The organism is Chitinophaga nivalis, assembly GCF_025989125.1.
In the GTDB taxonomy this organism is placed as follows: domain Bacteria; phylum Bacteroidota; class Bacteroidia; order Chitinophagales; family Chitinophagaceae; genus Chitinophaga; species Chitinophaga nivalis.
The window spans coordinates 4,824,607-4,850,976 of the sequence record NZ_JAPDNR010000001.1; the positions used below are offsets into that span (position 1 = coordinate 4,824,607).

The following is a 26,370-nucleotide window of genomic DNA, read 5'->3' on the forward strand; positions in this document are numbered from 1 at the left end:
CACTCAACCCAATTCTCTTCCTTCCCATCAATTAATTATTATTTTTGGCAATCTGTAAATTCACGTAACTGCATGCTTTTAAGAATCTATACCGCGTTGGTTTTATTTTTAATGCTGGCTGCAGGGATGCCTGCGTTTTCGCAACCATCTCCTGTCTGGAATGCCGCTGACATTAAACTACAACTGAAAAAACTAGACACACTTGGCAGCGTTTTGTACCTCGCTGCGCATCCGGATGATGAAAACACCCGGCTGTTGGGCTATCTGGCAAAAGAAAAACTGTATCGTACCGGTTACCTGTCGCTGACCCGTGGCGACGGCGGGCAAAACCTGGTTGGTAATGAGCAGTCAGAGCTGCTGGGCCTGATCCGTACACAGGAATTGCTGGCTGCCCGTCGTATTGATGGGGCAGAACAGTTTTTTACCCGGGCACAGGATTTCGGCTTCTCCAAAAATCCGGAAGAAACCTTTACCATCTGGGACAAAAAGAAAATCCTGGGAGATGTGGTCTATATGATCCGCAAATTCCGGCCGGATGTGATTATCTGCCGTTTCCCGGCCGACAGCCGCGCCGGACACGGCCACCACACGGCTTCTGCTATGCTGGCTGCCGAAGCGTTTGACGCCGCGGCAGATCCTGCCCGCTACCCGGAACAATTAAATCTGGTAAAACCCTGGCAGGCCAAACGCCTGTTATGGAATACCTATAACTTCGGCAGTGCCAATACCATCGCCGACGATCAGTTCAGAATAGATGTAGGCGCCTTTAATCCGCTGTTGGGCAGGGGATATGGGGAGATCGCCGCAGAAAGCCGTTCCCAGCACAAAAGCCAGGGCTTCGGTGTACCTGCTTCCAGGGGCAGCGCGTTGGAATATTTTCTCACCATCAAAGGCACCACACCCGTAAAAGGACTGCTGGACGGGGTGAATACCACCTGGTCACGGATAGCCGGCGGAGAAGCCATCGGCAAACTGGTAGACCGTACCCTGAAAGCCTACGACCTCGACAACCCGGCAGCTTCGGTACCAGCCTTGCTGGAGATCCGCAAAGCACTGCAGGCATTGCCGGACGACTACTGGAAAACCGAGAAGCTGAAAGCCACAGAACAGCTGATTTTGGCCTGTGCCGGCGTGTGGGCAGAAGCCTATAGCGCTTCGCCGACTGTTGTGCCTGGTTATAATATGGACGCTACCATCCAGCTGATTAACCGCAGCAACGTACCGGTAGAGCTGTTACAGGCTGACCTGCCAGGTAAAACAAATATGGCTCCGCAACAGCTGCTGGCCACCAACAAGCTCACTACTTTTACCCAAACGCTGCCCGTGCCTGCCGCTACACCGGCTTCACAGCCTTACTGGCTGGATGCCGCACATCCGCTGGGTACCTATCATATCAGTGATCCGTTGCTGGTAGGCCATCCGGAGAATATTCCGGCATTGCAGGCACAGATCCGGCTGCGCATCGGCGGCCAGGACTTTCTGCTGCAACGGCCGCTGCAATATAAATACACCGATCCCGTAAAAGGAGAATTATATGAACCATTGGTAGTCGCACCGCCGGTGGTAGCCAACCTGGTGAATCAGGTACATATCTTTACAGATACCCGCTCCCAGGTGGTGCCTGTGAAACTGAAAGCCCTGGCAGATGGTACCAAAGGAACCGTACGCCTCCAGTTACCCGCCGGTTTTGAAGCAACCGATAATGATCAGCCTTACAGCCTGGCGCAGAAAGGCGATGAAATGGAACTGCGCTTCAATATCCGCCCGCTGAAAGCCGCTACGGCCAATCATGTGGATTCCTTTACGGTGATGGTTACCTGTAACGGGAAGGGTTATACGCAAAGTTTACAGCAGATCCGCTATGACCATATCCCGGTTATTACCTTGTTCCCGCCTGCACAGGCCGGCCTGGTAACCGTGAACCTGAAACATAATGGTAACCGCCTGGGCTACATTGCCGGCGCCGGCGACCTGGTAGCTGCGGCCTTACGGCAGGTAGGCTACGAAGTCACGGAGCTGGGCGAAAAAGAAATCATGAACGGCAACCTGCAGCAATACGATGCCATCATTGCAGGGGTGCGTACCTATAATATCAATGAACGCATGAAGTACTGGCAGCCGCAGTTGCTGCAGTATGTAAAGGAGGGAGGTACCCTCGTGGTGCAGTATAATGTCAATAATCCGCTGATGATCCGCGACCTGGGACCTTTCCCTTTCGGACTATCCCGCGACCGGGTAACCGATGAAAAGGCGCCGGTGAGCTTTATCAATGCACAGGATCCGGTATTGCACTATCCGAATGAGATTACTGCCGATGATTTTAACGGGTGGGTTCAGGAACGTGGCTTATATTACACCGTGAATGCGGATAAAGCATACAGAAAACTGTTTACGATGAACGATAAAGGAGAATCCTCCCTGGACGGATCCACCCTGATCGCTTCTTACGGAAAAGGTAAATATGTATATACGGGTCTTTCCTTTTTCCGGCAGCTGCCGGCAGGAGTACCGGGCGCTTACCGCTTATTTGTAAACCTGATCTCCGTAAAACAGTGATAACAGCAAATGAGTAACAAACAGGAAGAAAATCGTCCCCGGCTGAGAATTGCGGCCATATTATGTATCGCATTGGGATTGCTGATTGGTTTCAGTATCAAAAGAGTGCATATAGGATTGATTATCGGCATTGCGCTGGGACTATTGACCGGCAGCCTGTGGAGTAAAAGCAATTCCCGTGACTAACTACGGTAATACCTTCGGATGCCGGTATGTGCCAACGTACATACCGGCATCTTCAAATGATATAATGACCTGTAATTCCGGATGTTCATGACAGATAAAAATCTGCAGGAAGAGAAACCGCCATTGTTCCCGTCCTGGGGATATTGGTATGTATTGGTAGTAGCCTGGCTGGTATTACTGATAGTACTGTTCTATTTATTTACCAAAACGTTTTCATGAGTCTTTTAGATTGGATCGTACTGATATGTACGCTCACTGTGATTATTTTGTATGGTATCTGGAAAAGCCGGGGTAAACAGAATATGGAGAGTTACTTTCTGGGTAACCAATCTATGCCCTGGTATATCGTACTGTTGTCTATCATCGGTACGCAGGCCAGTGCCATCACTTTTATTTCTGCACCAGGCCAGGCCTATACGGACGGGATGCGTTTTGTGCAATACTATTTCGGGCTGCCACTGGCCATGGTGGTGCTATGTATTACGTTTGTACCGATTTTTCATAAGCTGAAAGTATATACCGCGTACGAATTCCTGGAAAAGCGGTTCGACCTGAAAACCCGTACGCTTACTTCTTTTCTCTTTCTGATACAACGGGGCTTGTCTACCGGTATCAGTATCTGTGCACCTTCCATTATCCTCTCTTCTTTACTGGGGTGGAATCTGTATTGGACCAATATGATTATGGGCGGATTGCTGATCATCTATACCGTAGCCGGTGGTACCCGTGCTGTGGCCTATACCCAGACCTTCCAGCTGGCTATTATTTTCGGTGGTATGTTCCTGGCAGGATGGAGTGTGGTACACCTGTTACCACCTGATGTGGGTTTCCGCGAAGCGCTGCAGGTGTCCGGGAAAATGGATAAGCTGAATGTAATTGTAACGAAGTTCGACTGGAAAGATAAATACAATATCTGGAGTGGGGTGATAGGAGGCTTTTTCCTGGCCCTCTCTTATTTCGGGACTGACCAGTCGCAGGTGGGACGTTACCTGACCGCCCGTTCTGTACGGGAAAGCCGGCTGGGGTTATTGATAAACGGGTTGGTAAAGGTGCCCATGCAGTTTCTGATATTGCTGATCGGCGCGTTGGTATTTGTTTTTTATCTGTACTTCCGGGCGCCGATATTTTTTAACCAGGCGCAGTTGGAGCGGGTGCACAAAACGGCCCATGGTCCGGAACTGCAACAGCTGGAAGCCCGTTATGACGCTTTGAGTGTAGTAAAGCAGCAACAGGTGAAAACGCTGGCAGCTGCCCTGGAGGCGAAAGATGAAAGTCGCGCAACGGTTGCCCGGCAGGCGTTGCAGCAGACAGATGATCAGGCGCTCGCCGTTCGCGGACAGGCATTGCAGGTGATCAAAACCGCAGACCCTGTGGCAGATACCAATGATACCAACTATATTTTTCTGCACTTTGTGGTGAATAGTTTGCCGCGGGGATTGGTCGGTTTACTGATTGCGATTATTTTTCTCGCCGCATGGGGGAGTATCGCAGCTGCCCTCAATTCACTGGCATCCACTACGGTGATAGACGTATACAAACGTCTGTACAACGAGCATGCATCTCCGGATCATTACCTGAAAATCTCCAAGCTATGGACACTGATATGGGGTGTTTTCAGTATTGTGGTAGCGCAGTTTGCCAGTGGCTTAGGCAGTTTGATTGAAGTGGTAAATGTATTGGGCTCCTGGTTTTATGGCGTAACCCTGGGCATTTTTATGGTAGCGTTTTACCTGAAAAAGGTAGGAGGGACGGCTACTTTCTGGGCCGCCATTGTGGGCGAAGCGATGGTATTGCTGATCTATTGGAAAGGGAATGTTTCGTTCCTGTGGCTGAATGCCATTGGTTGCCTGCTGGTAGTGATACTGGCCTGGATATTCCAGCTGGCCTGTCGTAAAGAAGCATTACCTGCTATCGAGTAAACGATGGAAACTTTATATAAAAAGGGTGTGTATCATATATTTTGATACACACCCTTCTTTATTATTTCAATGTGGCCAGCAGCTTTTTGTTCAGGGCTACATAGTCATCATTTTTTGCGGCCTGGGCCAGCTCAATAGACTTCTGCGCAGCTTCTTTTGCTACTTTCACATCTTTGGCTTTCGCATGGATGCGGGCTTTCTGGTACATAACCCAGAAGGCTTCCGGACTCTGTGCAGCTGCCTGGTCAATCCATTCAGTGGCTTTTTTCAGATCCAGGTTGTTCTCGAAATAATATACCGCTGCCTGGAAGTAAGGTTTCTTTTCAGACTGCATAGCGGTAGTGATATTGGCGATGATTTTATCGTTGATATCGGCTTTAATAGCTACCGGTACTTTGGTTTTGTCCCAGCTGATAGCGAGGGTCATGGCATCGCCGGATACGTTTTCGAAGGCAATGCTAAAGCTTTCCTGCGCAGAAGACAGGCTTACCGGTGTTACAGTTACACGGGCTACATCATTCTCCTGTTTATAGGCAGCAGGGCTGGTTACATCCAGGCTGCTGGTGAGTATCACAGTCCATTGTTTAGCGCCCGGAATGGTGAGTAAGCCATATTTACCGGCTTTCACGGCTACACCGCCGAATGTTACATCTTCTCCGAAAGTAATGGTGGTAGCGTTGTTGGCGCCGGTTCTCCATACTTTGTTATAAGGTACGAGGTCGCCCATTACTACTCTGCCTTTTTTTACCGGGCGGGAGTAGCTTACTTCCACATTGGATAAAGCAAAATCCTGTTTAATCGTCTGGCCGGGACTTGGCGCCGGCAGTTTAATGCCTTGTGCCAGGGTAGTACCGGCATACATCAACAGCATTGCACCTGCTGTTGCAGCAAAGGTTCTGATAGTTTTCATATGAGATAATTGTTTATTGGTGGCAGAGGAATGGTCCGCAAAGGTAATTACAGGAATGGAATACAGGAATTGTTTTGTAAAATCAATGCTGCTTTTCATAGCCAGGTTTGCGGTGCTGCAGTACTACTCAATCAGTCCGTTCCGGAAAGCATACAATACCAGCCCCACGCTGTTTTTTACGTTGAGCTTTTCCAATAGTTTTTGCCGGATCCCTTCTACCGTGCGGGGACTTAAAAAGATCTGCTCAGAAATTTCCTGGGTGGTACATTCATTGCAAATCAGTTTCAGGACCTCCTGTTCGCGGTCATTGAGTTGTATTTCGTTTTTCAGTGTAGGTTTGAACTGCTGTTTGTTTTTGTGCAGTACTTTTTTAAGGAGTGCCAGGTTTACATTTTCGTTGAAGTAAAACCCTTTCTCGTAAGTAGTACAGATCGCTTCATAGATTTCTTCCGGTTCTGCATTTTTTAGTAAATAGGCGTTAGCGCCGTTTTCTACCAGGTGTACGATAAAATTGTCATCTTCATACATGGTGAGGATGATCACTTTTACATCCGGGTATTTTTCCTTTACCTTGATGGTCGCCTCAATGCCGTCCATATTGGGCATCTTAAGATCCATCAGAATCACATCCGGCCGCTGGAGCTCCATGCTTTGCAGCAGGTGGAGACCATCATCCGCTTCAAAAACGAAGCGGATATTTTCGTACGGTACCAGTGTGTTGATCACTCCACTGCGGAAGATTTTGTGGTCATCCGCAATGGCCACTTTAATGTGTGCCATAGGTGGACAGTTTATAGAGAAAATCTTACTATTTTATTGTGAATAAATTACTGTTAGTCATGCCGTTACAAATGGGAATAACACAACCGGATGGCAATTTAGTAATAAAACAACATAAGTATCAACTATTCTGTGTGGGTGACTGATAATTTTCTACACTGATGGTAGCGATGGTACCATGTGGTGTTCTATTGGCAAAGTTAATAGTTCCGCCAATAATGTTCAACCGGCTCTCTATATTTTTGAGCCCGAGGCTACCGGTTTTGGCCCTGGATTCACCTAGTGTACCCAGCAGTGCGCCGTTGCCGTCATCCTCAATATTCACCGTTAACAGGGTGGGAGTTGACTGATAAGTGATTAATACTGCTGTTGCCTGGGCGTGTTTCAGGATGTTATTGATTAATTCCTGTACGACCCGGTATACGTTGAGCGCTTTTTCCCGGTCTACCGGCTGACCGTTGTCAGCTGTTTTAAAGGAAATTTTTACCTGTTTGTTTTTGTTCATCAGGTTGCAGAAAGAATCCAGTGCATGCGCCAGTCCCAGGTTTTCCAGGGCCTGCGGGTGCAGGCTTTGGGAGATGAACCGCAATTGCTGGATGATAATGTCTGCAAAATCTTTTGTTTCCCGTAATCTTTCTGCTTCGCCACTGCCGGTTTTTAACAGGGGTTGTAGCCCGCCGATATTGAGTTTCAGTACCGAAAGCTGGGCGCCTACTTCATCATGCAGGTCTTCTGCAATACGTTTGCGTTCCTGTTCCTGGCCCTGGAGAACGGCCAGTAACCGTTCCCGCTGGATTTTCAGGTCGATGTCCCGCAACGTCAGTTTATGCAGAATAACCTGCTTTTGTTGAAAGATAACCAATACAACAACCAATATCCCCAGTGTTAACATTACTGTAGAACCAATGACAATAATATCAACTATACTCATACTTTTTCTTTTTCATTTTTGAGAGGCCAATATAAAAAAGAATTATCTGAATAATACCGGCAAAATAATTAAGGGCTAGTAGGGTCATCGTTGTTTCTTTCTTTTCAGAAATGATATTTGACTGCAGAAAGTTATAGCTTAATGCATACAGGAAGGAACAACAATGATAGGTGAATAAGGCGGAATTAAACCAGAAAGTAGGTAAGGAGTTAATAAATATAGCATTTTTTATCAGTTCATCATCGCGGAGTAACTCCAGGAAGTAGAGGATGGCGTAGATGATCAATATAAACGTTCTTACAGATATTGAAATGGAGTTGAAGTACTTTAACCCTTCCAGTTTAAAGAGGTCCAGCAATACAATAACAAGCAACGCGAATGGGATTACCTGGATCAGGCGTTTTACCTTTTTGTTCTTTATAATCAGCCAGTAAAAGTAGGAGAGTATAAGAAACTGGAGATAGTTCATGATGGTAAAAAACAGCATGTTATTACCAATCCTTATCAGAAAAATTGAGATAGAAAGAAAGAGTATGCTTGAAATAACATAATAAAAGATGGCCTTTGCGGCCTTGCTTAAAACGGGGTAATTTAAAATGAAGGGGATCAGAACAAGACATTCGACCCCCAGCATTACATAAATTATTGTCCAAAAATAGATGTGCACAAATGTTTAGTTATAGTTATCACTTATTGGGTTTGGTAGGATCAGTGCAAAATTCCGGGCAAGGTACCCCACCATCCAGGATGGCAGCGCGGGACATTGACTTGGCCACGTTATTGCCGGCACCAGCTGGTGTAGCTGCCGGAAGAATATCATTTCCGTGCTCATCTACCGCTACCAACACCATCTTTTTCTCTTTTATACCATCACCGTCCGTATCAATCTTTAAACCGTAGTAAATTCTTAACCCAATGCAATCAGGATGACTTAACAGCTGCATAACTTTTTCTTTACCGAAGTAGATCGCTCTTACCGGCTGTTTCATCGACTTTTGCTGGGCGTGAGAACGTGCATTGTCCTCATCGTGGTTTTTGCAGAGTAATTGCATCTCATCCAGGGAAATAAAATCTCCGGATTCAGCATTCAAATGTTTGCTCATAGTGGGTAGTTTTAGTTTGGCGGTAAAATTATTATAAAAACTCACGTGTACAATCGCCCTTAATATATACTAGCAGACTGCTACTATACAGCATCCATGGTTGAAACCCAGTATGCTACCGGTTTTCAGGGCGATTTAAAGTAACGTAAAAAGTTTGGTTTTCCGTACGCACCGCCCAAAAATGCGTATAAATACGCATTCCTTTTTTTCAGTTCTCTAACGCTTGTCCACATGAAGAAACTTTCTAAACTTTGTGGCATCAGCTGAAAATTATTTAAACTGTCACTGCAGGGCAAAGCAATTTGGCCTTTCTACCAATGTTTGTTTCATGCGCTAGTATTATGCAGAGGTGGGATGCCGTCTTGATAAGGCAGCTTACTGATTTAAGCTCGTTAACCATTTTTTTCTTTTAAAAAGTTAAATTATGAGTTACCTGTTAATTGGAAACATCTCTGCGCTTATTTGTGAAGACTGTATTGAACCATTGGCCAATGCAAGAATCCGGGTGTATTTGCCGGATACTTCCCCCCAGGCAGCTACCCGCAAGACAACAAAAGTAACACCGGACCATATGCGTCCACTGTTTGCACAGGAGGTGCTGATGAAAGCAGAAAGATTACTCGTGGAAGGCAAACTGGATGATAAAGGTAATTTCAGTCTGGTATGGGAAAACAATAATACGGATACCGCCGCTTTGGAACTGGACCTATGTCTCGATGAAATGCCTGGCAAAAATGGTAACATACAATCCCGCAACTATCACCTGAGCCTGTTGCAGCCGCATTGGAAGAATAATGGCAACGGATATGTAGGGGCCTATGCTTACCTGATCCCGGCAGATGTATGGCGTAAAATATGTGGCAATGCCGGCGCCTGGGTCATCACCGGAACTGTGCGGCATTCGTTGAAACCGGGAGGACAATCCCATTTGAAAGTAGAAGCCTATAACGCTATATCAGGCAAACTGATAGGGCAGACCATCACCAATGAATCCGGAAAATATACCCTCCACTTTTCCCGGCGCGACCTCTACAAAGGTACGCTGGAGCCCATGAGGCCAGGGAAGATGAACAGAGGTCCGGATGTTTATTTTAAGGTTTACCGGAATGAACAATTGTTATGGTCCGAAACAGAACATGATGCTGCTGTACCAGAACGGCAGGACCTGCCGCCCTGCAGTTGCCTGAACATTAAATATAAATCCTCCGTTGTGAAGAGGGCCAACCTGTGGCTTAATGACATGATCACGCTTAGGGGAATCCGCAAAAAACACCGTGATCAGTACAGGTTTGGTTATAACGCCCGGCTTATTGTGAAAGATTTTCCTTTTGTTTGAGAGCCTGTAAAGGTAGATGTAGCAGCTATCATTCCCCGGATAGCTGCTTTTTTATGTCCTCTAAAACCTGGGATGGAAGCGGTGTAAGGTGTCCCGCAGGTATTCCCGGTCCAGGTGCGTGTAGATTTCCGTAGTCGTTATACTTTCATGTCCCAGCATTTCCTGTACGGCCCGCAGGTCGGCGCCGCCTTCTACCAGGTGCGTGGCAAAGGAATGCCGGAAAGTATGGGGAGATACATTTTTCGCAATGCCCGCCAGTTTGGTCAGCTCCTTGATGACGAGGAAAATCATGACCCTGCTCAGCGCACCGCCCCGGCGATTCAGAAACAACGTGTCTTCTTCTCCGTATTTCACGGGCAGGTCTATACGAACATGCCGCCGGTAAATATCAATCTGCTGCATGGCATCCCGGCCAATGGGTACCATTCTTTCCTTGTTGCCTTTCCCGATCACCCGGATAAAGCCCACATCAAAATGGAGCTGGGTAATCTGAAGACTGGTGATTTCACTGACCCGCAACCCGCAGCTGTACATCGTTTCCAGGATGGCTTTATTACGATGCCCTTCCGGTGTATCCAGTTTTATCTGGGCAATGATCTTTTCGATTTCCTCAAAAGTCAGTACATCCGGTAGCTTACGCAATGTGCGGGGAGCTTCCAGCAACTGGGTCGGATCTTCCTTCGCCATATCTTCCAGCAAGAGGAATTTATAAAATGCTTTCAGCCCGGATATCGTCCGCGCCTGGGAGGTCGCTGTCATGCCCAGTTTCGCAATCCATTGCACGCAACCCTGCAGGTCTTCCAGTGTAACATCCTGCGGCCGCAACTTGTCTTTTCCCTGCGAGAGCAGGTATTGTTCCAGTTTTTCCACATCCCGCACATATGCCTCCACAGAATGATCCGACATCGAGCGCTCTAATCTTAAATAACCTTTAAATAGTTTCCGGAATGATTCCCACATAACTGGCAAGTTAAAAGTTTTGCCCTATTTTTAATAAAACAACCTCAATTTATGTCAGACCTACCATTGATACCGTTAAAAAAGATCAGGAAATTATTAGTAGCCAACAGAGGGGAAATTGCGGTACGTGTGCTGCGCGCAGCAGCCGAATTACGTATTCGTACGGTCGCTGTTTTTACCTACGAAGACAGGTACTCCCTGCACCGCTACAAAGCGGATGAAGCCTATCAGATCGGTAAAGATGACGACCCCCTGAAACCATATCTGGACATAGAAGGTATCATCCATCTTGCCAAATCCCAGGAAATTGATGCGATCCATCCCGGTTACGGCTTTTTAAGTGAAAATGTACAGTTTGCCCGCCGTTGCGGGGAAGAAGGAATCATTTTCGTAGGTCCGTCACCGGAAGTCATGGCGCAGCTGGGCGATAAGGTAGCTGCAAAAGTTATTGCCCGGGAAGCCGGCGTTCCCCTCATTGAAGACAGCCGCTTACCCCTGACAGACGTGGCCACCGTGGTGGCCGAATCCAAACGTATAGGTTTCCCCGTTATGCTGAAAGCTGCCGCTGGTGGCGGTGGAAGAGGTATGCGTATGGTACATCGCGAAGAAGACCTGGAACGCTCCTTCCTGGAAGCCCGCAACGAAGCAGGTAAAGCCTTCGGAGATGATACCATCTTCATAGAAAAATTCATAGAAGAACCCAAACATATTGAAGTACAGTTGATGGGCGACAACTATGGTAATATTATTCACCTGTATGAACGGGACTGCTCTGTGCAGCGCCGTTTCCAGAAGGTGGTGGAAATAGCCCCTTCGCCCGACCTGCCGGAAGCAACCCGGGAGCAGTTGTATCATTATGCCCTGCTGCTGGCCCGCAAAGTAAACTTTAACAACGTGGGTACGGTAGAATTCCTGGTAGACCGCGAACACCGGATCTATTTTATTGAAGTGAATCCCCGTATTCAGGTAGAACATACCGTAACGGAAGAAGTAACCGGGATTGATATTGTACGATCGCAGATATTGATCGCCGCCGGGCACCGGTTGGCTGACCCGGAGATTTTCCTGAAAGGACAGGAGGATGTGCACCTCAACGGGGTAGCTATTCAATGCCGTATTACCACAGAAGACCCGCAGAACAACTTCAAACCGGACTACGGTACCGTGATTGCCTACCGCAATGCCGGCGGTTTTGGTATCCGCCTGGATGAAGGGAGTACTTACAGCGGGGTAAATATTTCCCCTTTCTTTGATTCCATGCTGGTGAAGGTGACAGCCTGGGGGCGTACCCTGTCCGGCGCCTGCGCCCGGCTGCACCGTACGCTGCGGGAGTTCCGCATCCGGGGCGTTAAAACCAATATCGGTTTCCTGGAGAATGTGATCAACCACGATATTTTCCGGCGCGGCAACTGTACCGTTGGATTTATAGATAAACACCCAGAGCTGTTTGACCTTCCGCAGATACATGACCGCGCTACCAAAACCCTGATGTACCTCGCTGACGTAACCGTCAACGGACATCCGGATGTAAAGACAAAAGACCCGAACCGGTCTTTCCGGGTGCCGGTGGTACCCGCATTCGACCGGTTGCAGCCCTTTCCGGAAGGCACCAAAGACCTGCTGGAGAAAATGGGCCGCGAAGAATTCGCACAATGGTTGCGTAAAGAGAACACCATATATTTTACAGATACAACTTACCGGGATGCCCACCAAAGTCTGCTGGCCACCCGGGTACGTACCAAAGATATGATGGCGGTGGCCGAAGGGTATATCCGGCATAATCCGCAGCTGTTTTCCATGGAGGTATGGGGTGGCGCTACCTTTGATGTGGCCATGCGCTTTTTACATGAATGCCCGTGGCGCCGGCTGCAGCAACTGCGGAAGGCGATGCCTAACGTATTGCTGCAGATGTTGTTCCGGGGATCTAACGGCGTCGGCTACTCGGCGTATCCGGAAAACCTGCTGGCGAAGTTCATCGAGAAATCCTGGGAGAACGGGATCGATGTATTCCGCATCTTCGACTCCCTGAACTGGGTGGAAGCGATGGCGCCCAGCATCCGTTTTGTACGGGAGCATACCAATGCACTGGCACAGGCGGCCATCAGCTATACCGGGGATGTCATGAAGCCTGCCGGTAATAAATATACCCTGCAGTATTATGTAGACCTGGCCAAGCGGCTGGAAGATGCCGGCGCACATATGCTGGCCGTGAAAGACATGGCAGGGTTGCTGAAACCACAGGCGGCAGAACTGCTGATCGGCACTTTACGCGGAGCGGTGCAGCTGCCTATTGTATTACATACCCATGATACCGCCGGTGTGCAGGCGGCTACCTATATGAAGGCCATTGAAGCGGGGGTGAATGTCGTGGATGGTTCGATTGCCGCTTTGAGCGGGCTGACGTCGCAACCCAATCTCAACTCCCTCATTGCCGTGCTGGAGGGACATCCCAGAAGTAAGGAGATGAACCTGCCGGCATTGAATGCCTATAGTAATTACTGGGAGGATGTACGGGACTACTATTACCCGTTTGAATCCGACATGAAAGCCGGTACGGCGCAGGTATATGAAAACGAGATTCCGGGTGGGCAGTATTCCAATTTACGCCAGCAGGCGGAGTCGCTGGGCCTGGGAGATAAACTGGAGCTGATTAAACGGAACTATACTGTGGTCAACCAGTTGTTTGGCGATATTGTAAAGGTAACGCCCAGTTCCAAGGTAGTGGGCGACATGGCTTTATTTATGACCAGCAACAATTTAACCGCGGCAGATATCCTGGATGAACAGCGTAACCTGGCTTTCCCGGCATCAGTGAAAGGGTTCTTCCGGGGCGAACTGGGTGTTCCCTACGGTGGATTTCCACCAGCGCTGCAGCGGATTGTACTGAAAGGAGAAGCACCGCTGCCGGCCGGAATTGCGGAGCAATTGCCACCGGTGGATTTCGACGCGGATTTTGCGGCGTTCCAGACAAAGTATCCGTTGGCCGGGTTCCTGGATTACCTCAGCTATCACATGTTCCCCAAAGTGTTTGAGGAGTATTATGAACATGCCCAGGTATACGGCAACGTGGAGGCGATTCCAACACCGGCTTTCTTTTATGGGCTGAAACTGGGAGAAGAGATATTGGTAACCCTGGGCCAGGGAAAAACGATCATTGTCAAGTTGCAGTATATCCTGCCGGCAGATGACAGCGGTATGCGAACCGTCGTGTTTGAACTGAACGGGTATGCGCGGCGGGTACAAATCCGGGATCGCTCCGTTACCAGTTCGGCGCCGGTGAACAAAAAAGTGAGCGACCCGGCTATTGAAATCGGAGCACCCTTACAGGGGCGTTTATCCCGGCTACTGATTAAGTCGGGCGATCAGGTGTTAGCGAATGCCCCCCTCTTTATTATTGAGGCCATGAAGATGGAAACAACGGTAACGGCTACCCGAAATGGGAAAGTGAAATCGGTGCCTTTAGCAGAGGGAACGATGGTGCAACAGGATGATGTGGTGGTGGAGTGGCACGAATAGGGCTTTATTGAAGTAAGGTATGCATCTATATAATACTATATGATGATAACCAGTTATTTATGATGATGTATTTTTTGCCTGTTTAGATACCCAAAACGCGCTTTTTTACCAGAAAAGACAACTGAAAAACCGAAAAAAAGCGATGAAAAAGAAGTGGAAATGAGCCGGTTGGGACGGGAGAGGTGTTTGTTTGCAGTCTGACTTTAGGTAAATGGTATTAAGGTATTATAAATGAGATGATTGTGTGGATTAAAATATCTTGTAAAAACAACAGGCATAAAAAAGGGTCCCGCAGTTGATGCGGGACCCTTTTTTGTAATATCTGTAATCGCTGATTAGAATTTTTCCAGACCACTGAAGAAGAAGTCGCCTTCGATAGCGGCATTCTCATCAGAGTCGGAACCATGTACCGCGTTGCGGCCAATCGATTCTGCATATTTTTTACGGATGGTACCTTCTTCTGCGTTGGCAGGGTTGGTAGCACCGATCAGTTTACGGAAGTCTTCCACAGCGTTGTCCTTTTCCAGGATAGCCGCTACGATATGACCGCTGCTCATGAATTCAACCAGTTCGCCATAGAACGGTCTTTCTTTGTGCACGGCATAAAACTCACCCGCTTTAGCAGAAGATAACTGGGTCATCTTCATCGCTACGATACGGAAACCTGCAGCATTGATCATGTCGAGAATGCCACCAATATGCCCATTTGCAACTGCATCGGGCTTGATCATAGTAAATGTTCTGTTGCTCATATTTATTTAATTCCGAATTACAGATTAGGCCGCAAAAGTAATTACATTTTCTTTAGTGGTAAAAAATTTTGAAATTCTGCCTCAAATAAAGATCTTCGCACTTCGTTTTCTGTCATAATCATGATGTTGTGACTGAATATCAACTCTTAACTTTACAGTTTTTGAATGAAGTCGATCGAGGAAATTAAGCCTTTGCTGGAAAACCCCAAGAAAGTGGTTATTACAATGCATCAGAAGCCGGATGCAGATGCGATGGGATCATCACTGGCGTTGTACCACTATCTTATACAGAAAGGACACGATGTAACTGTAATATCACCTACCAACTTTCCGGATTTTCTGAAATGGATGCCTGGCGCGGATGGCGTTATTGATTACGAATCATCTACGGATAAGGCGATGCAGGCATTGGAAGGGATTGAACTGCTGTTCTGCCTGGACTTTAACGCGTTATACCGCACAAAGAACCTGGCCCCGCATCTGGAACCGCTGCAATGCACCCGTGTGCTGATTGATCACCACCTGGAGCCCCAGCCGGTTTTTGACTATGGCGTAAGTGATACCGGTGCCAGTTCTACTGCCCAGCTGGTATACGAAACCATCTATAAACTGGGGGATGAAAAGTTGATCAACCTGGAAATTGCCCAGTGTATTTATGCCGGTACCGTTACCGACACCGGTTCTTTCCGTTTTGCCTCTACCACAGCGCGTGTGCACCGGATGGTAGCCGACCTGATGGACAGAGGTTTACGTCATGAGGTGATACATCAGGCGATCTATGATAACTTTCTGGAAAACCGGTTGCGTTTTCTGGGCCATAGCCTGTTGAACCGCATGGAAGTATTCTATGAATTCAACACCGCTATGCTGGCGATTCCCTATTCCGACCTGAAACGGTTTGACCTGCAGACCGGCGACACCGAAGGACTGGTTAACTTCCTGTTATCCATACAGGGAATTAAAATGGCCGCTCTCATCATTGACCGTAATGTAGAGGTGAAGCTGTCGTTCCGCTCCAAAGGCGACTTTGATGTAAACACCTTCGCCCGCAAGTATTTCGACGGGGGAGGACACTTCAACGCTTCCGGTGGCAGAAGTACCGATTCGCTGGAAAAAACCGTGAACCGGTTTATTAAAGCCGTGGAAGAAAATGAAACAGCACTCCAATAACTAAAGTATTTCAACCTACTAATACAATCAAATGAAAAGAAAAAATCAGTTATTAGTTGCAGCTTTAGGCTTACTGATAGCCAGCTGCGGTACAGGTGTTAAAAAAACACCGGGCGGTATTGAGTATATCGTTCACAAATCCGGCAGCGGTGCACAACTGAAGCTGGGAGATACTGCCCTGATGAATGTGACCCAGCGTATCAACGACTCGCTGCTGGGCGAATCCCGTAAAATTGTAGGTGGTCCTATCCCTATTGTGATTTCAAAACCTACGAGCAAATTCGATCTGATGGAAGGTTTTGCTTTGCTCCACGAAGGTGACAGCGCTACTTTCTTCATTCCATGGGATTCCTTACCAGCCCAGGAGCGTCCTCCTTTTGGTAAAAAAGGTGACAAGATCAAGATTACTTTCGCTGTAGAAGGTACTTTCTCTGCTTCTACCCAGAAAGGTAAAGACGAAAAAGAAATCAAATCTTACCTGGAGAAAAACAAAATCAAAGCTACTCCTAACGCAGAAGGTGTATACATCGCAGTTAATCAGGAAGGTACCGGCGCTACTCCTAATCCGGGAGATACCGTTTATGTACACTACACTGGTAAACTGACCAGCGGTAAAGTATTCGATTCCAGCCAGGATTCTACTATGCGTCCGGGTATGCCTTTAGAGCCTATCAAATTCCCTATCGGCCGTGGTTTCGTTATCAAAGGCTGGGATGCTGGTTTGAGCGGTCTGAAAAAAGGTTCCAAAGCTACTTTGGTAATTCCTTCTACTTTGGCTTACGGTTTACAGGGTAGCCCTCCGGCAATTCCTGGTAACTCTATCCTGGTATTCGACGTTGAACTGGTAGACATTAAAGCCGGTAAAGCGGAAGCACCAGCTCCTGCTGCAGCTCCAATACCAACTAAATAAGTAAAATAGCCGGCAGCTTATCGCCGCTGACAATAGTTATCTCAGGCCCTGCGAAAGATTCCGATCTTTTGCAGGGCCTGATCCTTTTAATAAAGTTGTCTGGTAATGAAAAGGGTCACACATGGCCCAAGTAGTACATGAATGATACGATATTACCGGAAATGCTTACCACAACCTTAGTAAAACGAATGCACCACCTTAGCACAAGGAGTGCCATCGGACTTTTGGGTTAAAATAATATCAGTAGCCTTGTGTTTGGAGGAAAATGTAGTGTGGAGATGGTACACGAAAATAAGCGTTTTTTTATTTCCACGTAGCCAATAAAACTGGTTGCATAAAAGTTACCCATCTGGCAGGGCACCGGGTAGATAAAACAACCGGGCTTTAGTTCGGCAGGAAGCTACCGCTATATTTGTTATATTAAAATTCGGGTGTAAGCCATAACAAATATGACCTACACCCGAATAACCGTATTTTTTACAGACAACAATAACCTTACGTGAGAAACCGGCTTCTTACTTCCGGCGTAGGCATCATACAGGATTCCTGTCGCCCGAACCAACGGTAACGGTTGCGCGCAATCCAGCTATAAAGGCCATGCCGGATAAACGGTGGGATGATGATACCGGCGTATCCCAACTTCCAGGGCCATGGTAACCGCCGGGCTACCCGGAGGGCGGCCGTACTTTTCGTATAGGCCCGCCCGTTCTCGATCAATATAAAAGAGGCCATCGCCGTTGGATCGAAATGATAGGTGCCGGCCAATGCTGCCGCCGTATCAGATTGGAGGGGGGCAAACCGGAAATAACGCTGCCGGTCGTGCCGGATCACAAAATTGATACTGGCATTACAGAAATTACAAACCCCGTCAAATAGTATAATCCCGTTTTCCATGATCCAGGTGTATAAATAGATGATCAGGCGTAACCGTCGATCAGTACCTCATACATTTTTACTTTCAGGTCTTCCAAAGATACATCCTGTACCAGTACACCATCCTGTGCATAGGATACGGATCCTCTTTCTTCGGAAACAATAATCGCCAGGTTGTCACTGTGTTCTGTGATACCCACTGCAGAACGATGGCGGAGGCCAATACGGGTCGGCAGGTTAGGATTCTCAGAAACCGGCAGGATTACTTTGGCGGCCAGGATTTTATTCCCTACAATAATCAGCGCCCCATCATGCAGGGGACTGTGTTTCTCGAAAATGCTTTCTATCAGTTTGGCACTCACGTTACCGTCAATGGGAATACTGGAAGCAGAATCGAATTTCACCCGATAGGTGGTGGCGATGATAATAAGTGCCCCGGTATAGGTACTTTGCATCCGGCTCACTGCTACAATGATCTCATTGATAATATTTTCTTCTTCCTTATAACTTTTGAATTTATCAGGCAGAAACAGTTTGGTTAAAAAACTATCCTTGCTTAAAGGTGTTTTCTTTCCCAGTACCAGCAGGAATTTCCGGATCTCCGGCTGGAAAATAATGATGATGGCAATAATACCAACGTTGATAAAGTTTTGCAGGATGATCGTGAGAATCGGCATCTGCAACGCCCTTACCAGAAAATAAGCCGCGTATACCATCAACAGGCCTACGAAAATGTTAAAGGCCAGGCTGCCCTTTAACAAACGGTATAATTGGATAATTAAAAAAACAACAATCAACAGGTCTATAACATTCAGCCAACGAAATGCCACTCCATAGAATTCTATAACTTCCTTCATAAATGTAAAAATAGCAAGATTTAATTACCTTTTACTTTCTCTGTAATCCTGATCGCCTCCATTGCGGCTTTTACGTCGTGTACCCGTAAGATATGGGTGCCTTGTTGCAAGGCAATGGTATTGAGTACCGTTGTACCATTCAGCGCCTCTTCCGGCGTTATGTGCAGTAGCTTATACAACATAGATTTACGGGAGATACCTGTCAGCACCGGTACGCCGAGTATGTCATAAAAGAGGTGGAGGTCTTTCATGAGCGCATAATTATGTTCCAGGGTTTTGCCGAATCCGAATCCCGGGTCTGCAATAAAATCTTTCACACCGGCTTCGCGGCATGCGGCCAGTTTTTTTACCAGATAGTCCAGCACTTCCTGTACCACGTCTTCGTATTGCGGATTGCTTTGCATGGTAGCAGGCTTTCCCTGCATATGCATGGCAATATACGGCACCTGCAGGCGGCCGGCAGTGGGAATCATGGCGGGGTCCAGATCTCCGGCACTGATATCATTAATAATAGCGGCTCCGGCGTGTATCGCTTTTTCAGCCACGTCGGCATACCAGGTATCAATAGAAATAATCGCCTGCGGGTAGTGATGTAAAATCGCATGAATGGCCGGCAGCAACCGGCTTATTTCTTCTTCCGGGCCTACGATAGTGGCGCCGGGTCGGGTACTTTGCGCGCCGAGGTCCAGGATGGCAGCACCTTCTGCCAGGTGTTGCCCCGCTTTGGCTACTACTTCATGGAGGACATGCATGCGGCTGCCTTCAAAAAAAGAATCTGCTGTAATATTAATAATGCCCATGACGACCGGTGTAGCCAGTGACAACAACTGGCCGCGGCAGTTAATAGCAGGGGATGGCAGGGGATGGATATGGTGTGGTCTCATATATTTGAATGCGTTTAGAAGTAAGGGGAACGAGCCGGCTGCAACTGTATTTTGACATAGTTCCGGCCATTTTACCTGAAATTCTTTATTTTGCCCTGCAAAAGTAATGGAAAAAGGAACTTCCTTTCCCATAGCCACACATTTAAACACATGATGGATACATTAGCTCAGTACAATGCCGCGATTGCCGGTTGCAAAGACATCTTCATTAAAAAGACAAAGGATTACGGAACTTCCTGGCGCGTATTACGCCCGATAGCCGTAGTGGATCAGATTTTCATCAAAGCGCAACGTATCCGGAATATTCAGGAAATCGGTACCCAGAAAGTGGCCGACAATATTGAAGGGGAGTTTAAAGCCATTGTAAATTATGGTATCATCGGGTTGATACAACTTGAGAAAACCGGTAATCCCTACACGGATATGCCAGTGGCCGAAGTGGAAGAACGTTATAATGCATCCGTTAAACTGGTGACCGATGTGATGCTGGCCAAGAACCATGATTACGGCGAAGCATGGCGCGACCTGAGTCAGGAATCATTCACAGATCTTATTCTTACTAAATTACTCCGTATCAAACAGATCCTGCGTAATCAGGGGCAAACACTGATCTCCGAAGGCATTGACGCGAATTATGTAGACATTATTAATTACGCGGTATTTGCGCTCATCAAAATCAGTGAGGAGTAGTAGGTGATTGTCATTATCTTCACCGATCGCTAAAACATTAAACTATTTTATGAAACTTATCCTGAACCTGTTACGCATTATCGTGGGGGTATTGTTCATTTTCTCGGGTCTGATCAAAGCAAATGATCCGCTGGGACTGAGCTACAAAATGGAAGAATTTTTTGAGGTATTACACCTGACTTTTCTTTCACCGTACTCCCTCGCTTTTTCGGTGATCATGAATGCATTTGAAATCATTGCCGGAGTGGCGGTGCTGGTAGGATACCGTATGCGTATCTTTTCCGGACTGTTATTGTTATTGATCCTCTTCTTTACCTTCCTTACAGGATACGCATTATTCAGTGGAACGATCCGGGAATGTGGTTGTTTTGGAGATTGTATTAAACTCACTGCGGTAGAAACATTCTGGAAAGATGTGATCCTGCTGGTGATGATCCTGGTTATCTTTTATAGTCGCCGGCGTATCCAGCCCCTGTTTAAAGGAGTGGGCATCGTGATGTTGCTGACAACGGTTGTCTCATTCGGTATACAGTGGTATACCCTGAAACACCTGCCGTTCTTTGATTGTCTGCCTTATAAAGTAGGTAATAATATTCCGGAGAAGATGAAACTGCCGCCGGGCGCTACACCAGACGTGTATGAGATGATGTTTATTTATGAGAAAGATGGCGTGAAGAAAGAGTTTACGGCAGATAACTATCCCTGGTCAGACAGCACCTGGACATTCGTAGACCGGAAAGATAAACTGGTGAAGAAAGGGAATGCGGAACCGGCCATCAAGGATTTTATCCTGACGGATCTCGATGGGGTAAATCAGACGCAGGCTATCCTGGCGGAAGAAAAACCGGTATATCTTTTCCTCGTATTAAATACCGACAAAGCCGGCAGCGGTTGGGAAGAGAAGATCAAGGCCCTGCAGCAGCAATGGAAAGATGGTAAGGTATTAATATATGGTGTGACCGCTTCTACAAAAGATGCCGTAGCGGCGTTTTCCCAAAAAACAGGGTTGACGTTTCCTTTTGTACAGATGGATGGTGTAGCCATTAAAACAGCTGGTAGAAGCAATCCTTGTCTGCTGCTGCTGGAGCAAGGTACGATCAAAGGAAAATGGCATTATAACGATATACCATAAACGAAGCCGGTTGTACGGCGCACCAAAGATATAAAGGCTATGATACGTTTTCTGCTGCGTAAAACAGGGTATGGGTTATTGGTACTGATGGGAGTAGTGGTATTGGTTTTTTTCCTGTTCAATGTACTGCCCGGAGATCCTGCCCGGCTTACCCTGGGTCAGCGTGCAGATGTATCATCGCTGGAAAATGTAAGAAAAGAACTGCATCTCGACCAGCCGGTGGGGATGCAGTTCCTGTTTTATCTCAACGATTTGCTGCCGTTGGGCGTACATGAGAAAAAAGAAGCCGCAGACAACCTGCATTATATTACCCTGTTTCCCCTGTCGGGAGATAAGATCGCCGTCCTCAAAATGCCTTACCTGCGCCGGTCCTATCAAAGTAAGAAGCCTGTGTGGGAAATCCTGACAGAAGCCCTGCCGGGTACTTTGCTGCTGGCGGTAGCAGCCATGCTGTTTGCCACCATTGTAGGTATTGGCCTGGGCGTGTTGTCGGCAGTGAAACAAAATACCTGGATGGATACGAGCGCGGTGCTGGCCAGTGTGGTGGGCATTTCTGCGCCATCCTTTTTCGCCGGTATTGTACTCGCTTATCTGCTGGGATTTGTGTTGAGTGATTATACCGGTTTGCACATGACCGGCAGTTTGTTTGATATAGATCCCTTTAAAGGCAGGGTATTGAATCTCCGTAATATTATATTACCCGCTATTACCCTGGGTATCCGCCCACTGGCAATTATTGTACAACTGACACGCAGTGCGATGCTGGATGTACTGCACCAGGATTACATCCGTACCGCCTATGCCAAAGGATTATCTGCCAGCCGGGTCATCTGGCACCACGGTTTACGGAATGCACTCAACCCCGTGATCACGGCTATTACCGGATGGTTGGCAGAACTACTGGCCGGCGCTTTTTTCGTAGAGTATATTTTCGGCTGGAAAGGCATTGGTAAAGTAACCGTAGATGCTTTGGATAAATTTGACTTCCCTGTAGTTATGGGCGCCATCCTGATCACGGCAGGTATTTTTGTGATCGTTAACCTGCTGGCAGACCTCCTGTATGCCTGGGTAGATCCCCGTATCAAGCTGCAGTAAGCTCCTTTCCTGTACTGTTCCTGCTAACTTTAATTTTTTTTGAGATTTTTTGTAACATCTGTTTTCGTCAGTCGTCTTCTTGCTAAAATGAGATATTCTGCATGTCATTAGATAGGTTTCTTTCCCAGGTAGTTCCCGTCAGGCAAAAGCTTTACCGCTTTGCATTCCGCCTGCTGGGCAATGAGGAAGATGCACAGGACATCACCCAGGACGTTTTGCTGAAAGTGTGGGGGATGCAGGAGCAGATGAAAGAATTGCAGAATATGGAGGCCTGGTGTATGCGCATTACCCGCAACCTGGCATTGGATAAAATCAAGTCCAGGAAATACCGCCGGGCAGATGATCTGGAACGGGGAGCCGAAGTGCCGGCTACCCAGCAAAAAAATCCGCATGCAGTCGCAGAACAGAATGATGTGATGCAGCAGGTACACAGGGCCATTCGTGATTTACCGGAGAAATACCGTACCATCATGCAACTACGGGATATGGACGGATTTTCTTACCAGGAGATAGCGGAGATATTGGATATTGATTTAAATGAAGTAAAAGTAAATCTGCATCGGGCCCGTAAGTCGGTGCGGGAGAAACTACAAAATCTGCAGGTATATGGAATATAGCAGCATCAGCGCATTGCTGGAAAAGTATTGGGAAGGGGAAACCTCCCTGGAGGAAGAGGCGCTGTTACGAACGTTTTTCAGCAGCCCTCACGCTGAATTGCCGGACGACCTCCGGGAAGCGGCGCCTTTGTTTCAGTACTTCCATTCAGAAGCCACGAAAGTGTGGGAAGAGCCGGTGGCCAAAGTAGTACCGCTGTCGCCGTTCCGGCACTGGATGAAATATGCCGCTGTATTGTTGGTGGGCATCGGCGTCGGCTATGCGGTAAAACAGCAGCAGTACCAGGAGCGGGCCGTGATGGCCGCCATGAAGGCAGATGGCATGGAAGATCCGCAGCAGGCCTATGCAGCCACCAAAAAGGCTTTGCAGCTGCTGGCGAAGAACCTCCACAAAGGCACTTCGCAGATGGAGAAACTCTCTTATTTTAATGAAGCTACTGACATCGTCACCGGAAAGGACTAATACAACCGCTTATTATATGACGTATCTAAACTTGACACCATGAAACGATTCCTTTTATTATTCATCGCGGTTTTTTTCAGCATGCACCTGTTTGCCCAGCAGGGGAGCGTGATAGACCGCTTCTTCCAGAAGTACGAAAGCGACCGTACCTTTAGCCTGGTCAGTATCACGCCCAAGATGTTCAGCATGTTTGCCAAAATCGACATGAACGACCCGGATGCCAAAAGTATGCTGAGGATCATTCAGAAACTACGGGGCCTGCGCATCCTGGCTAAAGAAGACACCAAAGATGGTCCCCGCCTGTACCGCGAAGCAGCCGCTTTTTTGTCAAGCGACTTCGAAGAGCTGATGACCGTACGCGACAAAGACAGTGACCTGAAATTTCTGGTCAAAGAAAACAGTAAAGGAAGTATCAATGAACTGATTATGCTGGTAGGTAGCAGTAAGGAGTTCCTGGCTATGAGCCTGGTCGGCGAAATTGATCTCAATGAAATCTCTCAGATTGCCAGCTCAGTGAATATCCAGGGAATGGATAAGCTGAAAAATGTTAAAAAGAAGTAGGTATATCCCCGTCACACTGATTTAAAAGTATTTTCCATGAGAACATTTATTATTGCAGCCTGTTGTTTTACGCTCTCTGTCACTGCTGTTTCTGCACAGGAAAAAAGTATCCGTGAATTCCGCCGTCAGTATTGCAAGGCCGCAGCAACCGAATCCATCACGATAGGGGGGCTGGCGCTGAGTTTTGCCCGCTGGGGAATGTCTTTCGACGACGGAAAAGACCGGGATGCTGCCGCTGTCAAACATCTACTGAACAATGTACGAAAAGTGAAGATTCAGACGATCACTAACGGAAATGGCCGTACGATTTCCGGTGAAGCGATTGCGGAGTTAAGAAAAAATCTGGAAGAGCGGGAGCATTTTGAGCCCTTGATGGAAGTAAGAGATAAGGGTAGTCTGATTCATATCCTGAATAAAGGGAAAGAGGATGAACTGGGTAATCTGGTAATGCTGGTGCAGGATACCGACGATTTTATGATTGTGAGTTTACATACCAGCCTGAAAATAGCGGATATCAATAGCCTGATCCGTCAGTTTGCCAAAAATAACTGATTCCCTATCTGATCATCACTTCTTTTACAATGCTTTCTCCCAGCATTTCATTCACCAGTTTGATGATCTTGTCTTTAGAATAAGTCAATTCCTGTTTTAGTGGTGCTACCGTTGTTGTAATGATCAATTTATTATCGATCAGCTGGAGGCTCTGTGTGTAGCGGGCAATGGTTTTACCCATAATTGTTTCCCAGTTTTCCTGGATGCGCACTTCCGTTAGGCGGGGTTTCATCCTGCTCTTGTTCATAAATTCGCGGAGTGCATCTCCTATACTCGTAGTTCCATGGCGCATGGCGCGAAATTACTCAAAAAAACTGATGGTAAAAGTTTTTAGTAACAACCCGCTTACAAAAGGTAACTGCGGTTATACTTCAATGAGGCGGATGGTTTCACTGGTAGCTGCAAATGCCTGCAGGAGCCTGTCGGCATGGGTGTCTGTAATAAACACCTGGCCATAGGTATCGCCGGTTACCAGGGTAATCAGCCGGTTCACGCGGTCCTGATCCAGCTTTTCGAAGATATCGTCCAGTAGTAACAGGGGAGGGAATTGTTTGTGCTGGCGGATCACTTCAAACTGAGCGAGTTTCAGGGCAAATAAAAAGCTTTTGCGCTGGCCCTGGGAGGCGCTGGTTTTCATGAGATGATCGTCCAGCAGGAAGAGCAGGTCGTCACGATGGATGCCCGCAGTAGTGCGCTGTACCTGCATGTCTTTGAAGCGTGCCTGCTGCAGCTGGGCTGCAAAGTCGGCCTCCTGCAAGGTACACTGGTACCGGATATTTACCACTTCATGCCGGCCGGCAATGTAATCATACAGTTGCTGTACCTGCGGAATGAATGTTGTCAGGAAATGTTGCCGGGTCTGGAATACGGGCGTACCGTGCCTGACCAGCTGCAGGTCAAAAACATCCAGCAAATGATCCGGGTTCTGGCCGGCGGTGGGCATGTTTTTCAGCAGCGTATTGCGTTGCAGTAATATTTTCTGATAGGTGATGAGGTGTTCCAGGTAGTCGGGGTAGAGCTGCGACAGGAGGGTATCCAGCCATTTACGGCGTTCTTCGCTGCCACCCAGGATAATGTCGGCATCATCGGGCGCTATCATTACGGCCGGGAACTGGCCGATATGCCGGGAGAAGCGGTCATATTTTTCTTCATTCAGGGAGATCTCCTTTTTCCCGTCTTTGACGGTACATATAATTTTTTCGGATTGCCCGTTGCGGGTGATATCGCCTTCGAGCCGGAAGCCATTGGTCTGGTATTGGGTATTCTGACTTTCGGAGCTGGTAAAATAACTACGGGTAAAACAAAGGTAATAGATGGCGTCGAGGAGGTTGGTTTTACCGGCGCCGTTGCGGCCGGTAATGCCAATCACCCTTTTATCGAAGAGAAATTGTTGCTGACGGTAGTTTTTAAACTGAACGAGCGATATTTTTTTAAGATGCAACAAAGAAAAAAATTATGCGTTAAAAATAATATGCAAAAATAACCGGATTTATAACTGTTAAAAAACCGTATTCCCCGGCGGTTCCCCGGCAATTGACTGCAATTAAATGCAAAACTGTTTGAAATTGATGAAATTGCATAATTTAATGGGAATTAGAATTCATATTTATATTTTACGAT

The 26,370-nt window shown here is 47.4% G+C and carries 27 protein-coding genes; 15 read left to right on the forward strand and 12 right to left on the reverse strand.

The features are described from left to right. Positions 1-72 precede the first annotated feature (72 nt). The 4 genes from OL444_RS19255 to OL444_RS19270 all read left to right on the forward strand — a co-directional run bounded on the left by OL444_RS19255 (position 73) and on the right by OL444_RS19270 (position 4,661). A complete protein-coding gene (locus OL444_RS19255) occupies positions 73-2,556 on the forward strand; it encodes a PIG-L family deacetylase (RefSeq protein ID WP_264730557.1) in 2,484 nt (827 codons plus the stop codon). 9 nt (positions 2,557-2,565) lie between these two features. Continuing rightward, positions 2,566-2,742, forward strand: coding sequence for a hypothetical protein (locus OL444_RS19260; RefSeq protein ID WP_264730556.1), 177 nt, complete (start codon positions 2,566-2,568; stop codon positions 2,740-2,742). Between the two features lie 87 nt (positions 2,743-2,829). Then, positions 2,830-2,961 (forward strand): hypothetical protein, encoded by a 132-nt coding sequence (locus tag OL444_RS19265; RefSeq protein WP_264730554.1) that lies wholly within the window; start codon positions 2,830-2,832, stop codon positions 2,959-2,961. Then, on the forward strand, positions 2,958-4,661 hold the full coding sequence (locus tag OL444_RS19270) for a sodium:solute symporter family protein (RefSeq protein WP_264730552.1): 1,704 nt from the start codon (positions 2,958-2,960) through the stop codon (positions 4,659-4,661). Before OL444_RS19265 ends, OL444_RS19270 begins: the two co-directional genes overlap by 4 nt. 61 nt (positions 4,662-4,722) lie before the next feature. On the opposite strand, the gene OL444_RS19275 is transcribed toward OL444_RS19270, so the two are convergent. The 5 genes from OL444_RS19275 to OL444_RS19295 form a co-directional block, all read right to left on the reverse strand. Further along, complete coding sequence (locus tag OL444_RS19275; RefSeq protein WP_264730550.1) at positions 4,723-5,571, reverse strand: DUF2911 domain-containing protein; 849 nt, start codon at positions 5,569-5,571, stop codon at positions 4,723-4,725. Positions 5,572-5,694: 123 nt separating this feature from the next. Beyond that, entirely contained in the window at positions 5,695-6,351 is a 657-nt protein-coding gene (locus tag OL444_RS19280) for a response regulator transcription factor (protein WP_264730548.1), read from the reverse strand. 121 nt (positions 6,352-6,472) lie between these two features. After that, a complete protein-coding gene (locus OL444_RS19285) occupies positions 6,473-7,282 on the reverse strand; it encodes a sensor histidine kinase (protein ID WP_264730546.1) in 810 nt (269 codons plus the stop codon). After that, positions 7,269-7,769 carry a hypothetical protein gene (locus tag OL444_RS19290; RefSeq protein ID WP_264730544.1) on the reverse strand — a complete coding sequence of 167 codons (501 nt, stop codon included), beginning with the start codon at positions 7,767-7,769 and terminating at the stop codon, positions 7,269-7,271. Before OL444_RS19290 ends, OL444_RS19285 begins: the two co-directional genes overlap by 14 nt. A gap of 199 nt (positions 7,770-7,968) precedes the next feature. Beyond that, positions 7,969-8,385 carry a hypothetical protein gene (locus tag OL444_RS19295; protein WP_264730542.1) on the reverse strand — a complete coding sequence of 139 codons (417 nt, stop codon included), beginning with the start codon at positions 8,383-8,385 and terminating at the stop codon, positions 7,969-7,971. A gap of 424 nt (positions 8,386-8,809) precedes the next feature. Between OL444_RS19295 and OL444_RS19300 the strand changes: the two genes are divergently transcribed. Beyond that, the gene (locus tag OL444_RS19300) at positions 8,810-9,721 is read left to right on the forward strand and encodes a hypothetical protein (RefSeq protein WP_264730540.1); all 912 of its coding nucleotides are present in this window, start codon (positions 8,810-8,812) and stop codon (positions 9,719-9,721) included. A gap of 60 nt (positions 9,722-9,781) precedes the next feature. Here OL444_RS19300 and xerD read toward each other — a convergent pair whose 3' ends face one another. Continuing rightward, on the reverse strand, positions 9,782-10,681 hold the full coding sequence (gene xerD / locus OL444_RS19305) for a site-specific tyrosine recombinase XerD (protein WP_264730538.1): 900 nt from the start codon (positions 10,679-10,681) through the stop codon (positions 9,782-9,784). 51 nt (positions 10,682-10,732) lie between these two features. On the opposite strand from xerD, the gene OL444_RS19310 reads away from it, so the two are divergent. Then, complete coding sequence (locus tag OL444_RS19310; RefSeq protein ID WP_264730536.1) at positions 10,733-14,197, forward strand: pyruvate carboxylase; 3,465 nt, start codon at positions 10,733-10,735, stop codon at positions 14,195-14,197. A gap of 335 nt (positions 14,198-14,532) precedes the next feature. Here OL444_RS19310 and OL444_RS19315 read toward each other — a convergent pair whose 3' ends face one another. Then, complete coding sequence (locus tag OL444_RS19315) at positions 14,533-14,949, reverse strand: nucleoside-diphosphate kinase (RefSeq protein ID WP_264730534.1); 417 nt, start codon at positions 14,947-14,949, stop codon at positions 14,533-14,535. Positions 14,950-15,114: 165 nt separating this feature from the next. On the opposite strand from OL444_RS19315, the gene OL444_RS19320 reads away from it, so the two are divergent. Together OL444_RS19320 and OL444_RS19325 are read left to right on the forward strand one after the other, a co-directional pair. Then, positions 15,115-16,119 carry a DHH family phosphoesterase gene (locus OL444_RS19320; protein ID WP_264730533.1) on the forward strand — a complete coding sequence of 335 codons (1,005 nt, stop codon included), beginning with the start codon at positions 15,115-15,117 and terminating at the stop codon, positions 16,117-16,119. Positions 16,120-16,150: 31 nt separating this feature from the next. Then, positions 16,151-17,029 carry an FKBP-type peptidyl-prolyl cis-trans isomerase gene (locus OL444_RS19325; RefSeq protein WP_264730531.1) on the forward strand — a complete coding sequence of 293 codons (879 nt, stop codon included), beginning with the start codon at positions 16,151-16,153 and terminating at the stop codon, positions 17,027-17,029. 495 nt (positions 17,030-17,524) lie between these two features. On the opposite strand, the gene OL444_RS19330 is transcribed toward OL444_RS19325, so the two are convergent. The 3 genes from OL444_RS19330 to folP are packed head-to-tail and all read right to left on the reverse strand — an operon-like array spanning position 17,525 to position 19,643. Further along, positions 17,525-17,923: a thiol-disulfide oxidoreductase DCC family protein gene (locus tag OL444_RS19330; RefSeq protein WP_264730530.1), complete on the reverse strand. Its 399-nt coding sequence runs from the start codon at positions 17,921-17,923 to the stop codon at positions 17,525-17,527. Positions 17,924-17,946: 23 nt separating this feature from the next. Next, positions 17,947-18,759, reverse strand: a complete 813-nt coding sequence (locus tag OL444_RS19335; protein WP_264730529.1) for a diadenylate cyclase — start codon at positions 18,757-18,759, stop codon at positions 17,947-17,949. Between the two features lie 20 nt (positions 18,760-18,779). Further along, on the reverse strand, positions 18,780-19,643 hold the full coding sequence (folP, locus tag OL444_RS19340) for a dihydropteroate synthase (protein ID WP_264730527.1): 864 nt from the start codon (positions 19,641-19,643) through the stop codon (positions 18,780-18,782). A 150-nt stretch (positions 19,644-19,793) separates the two neighbouring features. Between folP and OL444_RS19345 the strand changes: the two genes are divergently transcribed. The 7 genes from OL444_RS19345 (at position 19,794) to OL444_RS19375 (ending at position 24,750) form a co-directional block, all read left to right on the forward strand. After that, positions 19,794-20,333, forward strand: coding sequence for a DUF1599 domain-containing protein (locus tag OL444_RS19345; protein WP_264730525.1), 540 nt, complete (start codon positions 19,794-19,796; stop codon positions 20,331-20,333). Positions 20,334-20,382: 49 nt separating this feature from the next. Next, the gene (locus OL444_RS19350; RefSeq protein ID WP_264730523.1) at positions 20,383-21,465 is read left to right on the forward strand and encodes a BT_3928 family protein; all 1,083 of its coding nucleotides are present in this window, start codon (positions 20,383-20,385) and stop codon (positions 21,463-21,465) included. 39 nt (positions 21,466-21,504) lie between these two features. Then, on the forward strand, positions 21,505-22,560 hold the full coding sequence (locus OL444_RS19355; RefSeq protein WP_264730522.1) for an ABC transporter permease: 1,056 nt from the start codon (positions 21,505-21,507) through the stop codon (positions 22,558-22,560). A gap of 101 nt (positions 22,561-22,661) precedes the next feature. Continuing rightward, positions 22,662-23,177, forward strand: coding sequence for a GFO_1088 family ECF-type sigma factor (locus OL444_RS19360; protein WP_264730521.1), 516 nt, complete (start codon positions 22,662-22,664; stop codon positions 23,175-23,177). Then, a complete protein-coding gene (locus tag OL444_RS19365) occupies positions 23,167-23,637 on the forward strand; it encodes a PG0215 family putative anti-sigma factor (protein ID WP_264730519.1) in 471 nt (156 codons plus the stop codon). Before OL444_RS19360 ends, OL444_RS19365 begins: the two co-directional genes overlap by 11 nt. Before the next feature lie 39 nt (positions 23,638-23,676). After that, on the forward strand, positions 23,677-24,198 hold the full coding sequence (locus tag OL444_RS19370) for a DUF4252 domain-containing protein (protein ID WP_264730518.1): 522 nt from the start codon (positions 23,677-23,679) through the stop codon (positions 24,196-24,198). A 36-nt stretch (positions 24,199-24,234) separates the two neighbouring features. After that, positions 24,235-24,750, forward strand: a complete 516-nt coding sequence (locus OL444_RS19375; protein WP_264730516.1) for a DUF4252 domain-containing protein — start codon at positions 24,235-24,237, stop codon at positions 24,748-24,750. Between the two features lie 4 nt (positions 24,751-24,754). On the opposite strand, the gene OL444_RS19380 is transcribed toward OL444_RS19375, so the two are convergent. After that, positions 24,755-25,042: a DciA family protein gene (locus tag OL444_RS19380; protein WP_264730513.1), complete on the reverse strand. Its 288-nt coding sequence runs from the start codon at positions 25,040-25,042 to the stop codon at positions 24,755-24,757. Between the two features lie 72 nt (positions 25,043-25,114). Then, entirely contained in the window at positions 25,115-26,194 is a 1,080-nt protein-coding gene (gene recF, locus OL444_RS19385) for a DNA replication/repair protein RecF (RefSeq protein ID WP_264730511.1), read from the reverse strand. Between the last annotated feature and the right edge of the window lie 176 nt (positions 26,195-26,370).

Bases quoted from the DNA above. Each gene is read 5' to 3' on its own strand.
- OL444_RS19255 (WP_264730557.1), top strand. From the start codon at position 73: ATGCTTTTAAGAATCTATACCGCGTTGGTTTTATTTTTAATGCTGGCT.
- OL444_RS19260 (WP_264730556.1), top strand. From the start codon at position 2,566: ATGAGTAACAAACAGGAAGAAAATCGTCCCCGGCTGAGAATTGCGGCC.
- OL444_RS19265 (WP_264730554.1), top strand. From the start codon at position 2,830: ATGACAGATAAAAATCTGCAGGAAGAGAAACCGCCATTGTTCCCGTCC.
- OL444_RS19270 (WP_264730552.1), top strand. From the start codon at position 2,958: ATGAGTCTTTTAGATTGGATCGTACTGATATGTACGCTCACTGTGATT.
- OL444_RS19275 (WP_264730550.1), bottom strand. From the start codon at position 5,571: ATGAAAACTATCAGAACCTTTGCTGCAACAGCAGGTGCAATGCTGTTG.
- OL444_RS19280 (WP_264730548.1), bottom strand. From the start codon at position 6,351: ATGGCACACATTAAAGTGGCCATTGCGGATGACCACAAAATCTTCCGC.
- OL444_RS19285 (WP_264730546.1), bottom strand. From the start codon at position 7,282: ATGAGTATAGTTGATATTATTGTCATTGGTTCTACAGTAATGTTAACA.
- OL444_RS19290 (WP_264730544.1), bottom strand. From the start codon at position 7,769: ATGCTGTTTTTTACCATCATGAACTATCTCCAGTTTCTTATACTCTCC.
- OL444_RS19295 (WP_264730542.1), bottom strand. From the start codon at position 8,385: ATGAGCAAACATTTGAATGCTGAATCCGGAGATTTTATTTCCCTGGAT.
- OL444_RS19300 (WP_264730540.1), top strand. From the start codon at position 8,810: ATGAGTTACCTGTTAATTGGAAACATCTCTGCGCTTATTTGTGAAGAC.
- xerD (WP_264730538.1), bottom strand. From the start codon at position 10,681: ATGTGGGAATCATTCCGGAAACTATTTAAAGGTTATTTAAGATTAGAG.
- OL444_RS19310 (WP_264730536.1), top strand. From the start codon at position 10,733: ATGTCAGACCTACCATTGATACCGTTAAAAAAGATCAGGAAATTATTA.
- OL444_RS19315 (WP_264730534.1), bottom strand. From the start codon at position 14,949: ATGAGCAACAGAACATTTACTATGATCAAGCCCGATGCAGTTGCAAAT.
- OL444_RS19320 (WP_264730533.1), top strand. From the start codon at position 15,115: ATGAAGTCGATCGAGGAAATTAAGCCTTTGCTGGAAAACCCCAAGAAA.
- OL444_RS19325 (WP_264730531.1), top strand. From the start codon at position 16,151: ATGAAAAGAAAAAATCAGTTATTAGTTGCAGCTTTAGGCTTACTGATA.
- OL444_RS19330 (WP_264730530.1), bottom strand. From the start codon at position 17,923: ATGGAAAACGGGATTATACTATTTGACGGGGTTTGTAATTTCTGTAAT.
- OL444_RS19335 (WP_264730529.1), bottom strand. From the start codon at position 18,759: ATGAAGGAAGTTATAGAATTCTATGGAGTGGCATTTCGTTGGCTGAAT.
- folP (WP_264730527.1), bottom strand. From the start codon at position 19,643: ATGAGACCACACCATATCCATCCCCTGCCATCCCCTGCTATTAACTGC.
- OL444_RS19345 (WP_264730525.1), top strand. From the start codon at position 19,794: ATGATGGATACATTAGCTCAGTACAATGCCGCGATTGCCGGTTGCAAA.
- OL444_RS19350 (WP_264730523.1), top strand. From the start codon at position 20,383: ATGAAACTTATCCTGAACCTGTTACGCATTATCGTGGGGGTATTGTTC.
- OL444_RS19355 (WP_264730522.1), top strand. From the start codon at position 21,505: ATGATACGTTTTCTGCTGCGTAAAACAGGGTATGGGTTATTGGTACTG.
- OL444_RS19360 (WP_264730521.1), top strand. From the start codon at position 22,662: ATGTCATTAGATAGGTTTCTTTCCCAGGTAGTTCCCGTCAGGCAAAAG.
- OL444_RS19365 (WP_264730519.1), top strand. From the start codon at position 23,167: ATGGAATATAGCAGCATCAGCGCATTGCTGGAAAAGTATTGGGAAGGG.
- OL444_RS19370 (WP_264730518.1), top strand. From the start codon at position 23,677: ATGAAACGATTCCTTTTATTATTCATCGCGGTTTTTTTCAGCATGCAC.
- OL444_RS19375 (WP_264730516.1), top strand. From the start codon at position 24,235: ATGAGAACATTTATTATTGCAGCCTGTTGTTTTACGCTCTCTGTCACT.
- OL444_RS19380 (WP_264730513.1), bottom strand. From the start codon at position 25,042: ATGCGCCATGGAACTACGAGTATAGGAGATGCACTCCGCGAATTTATG.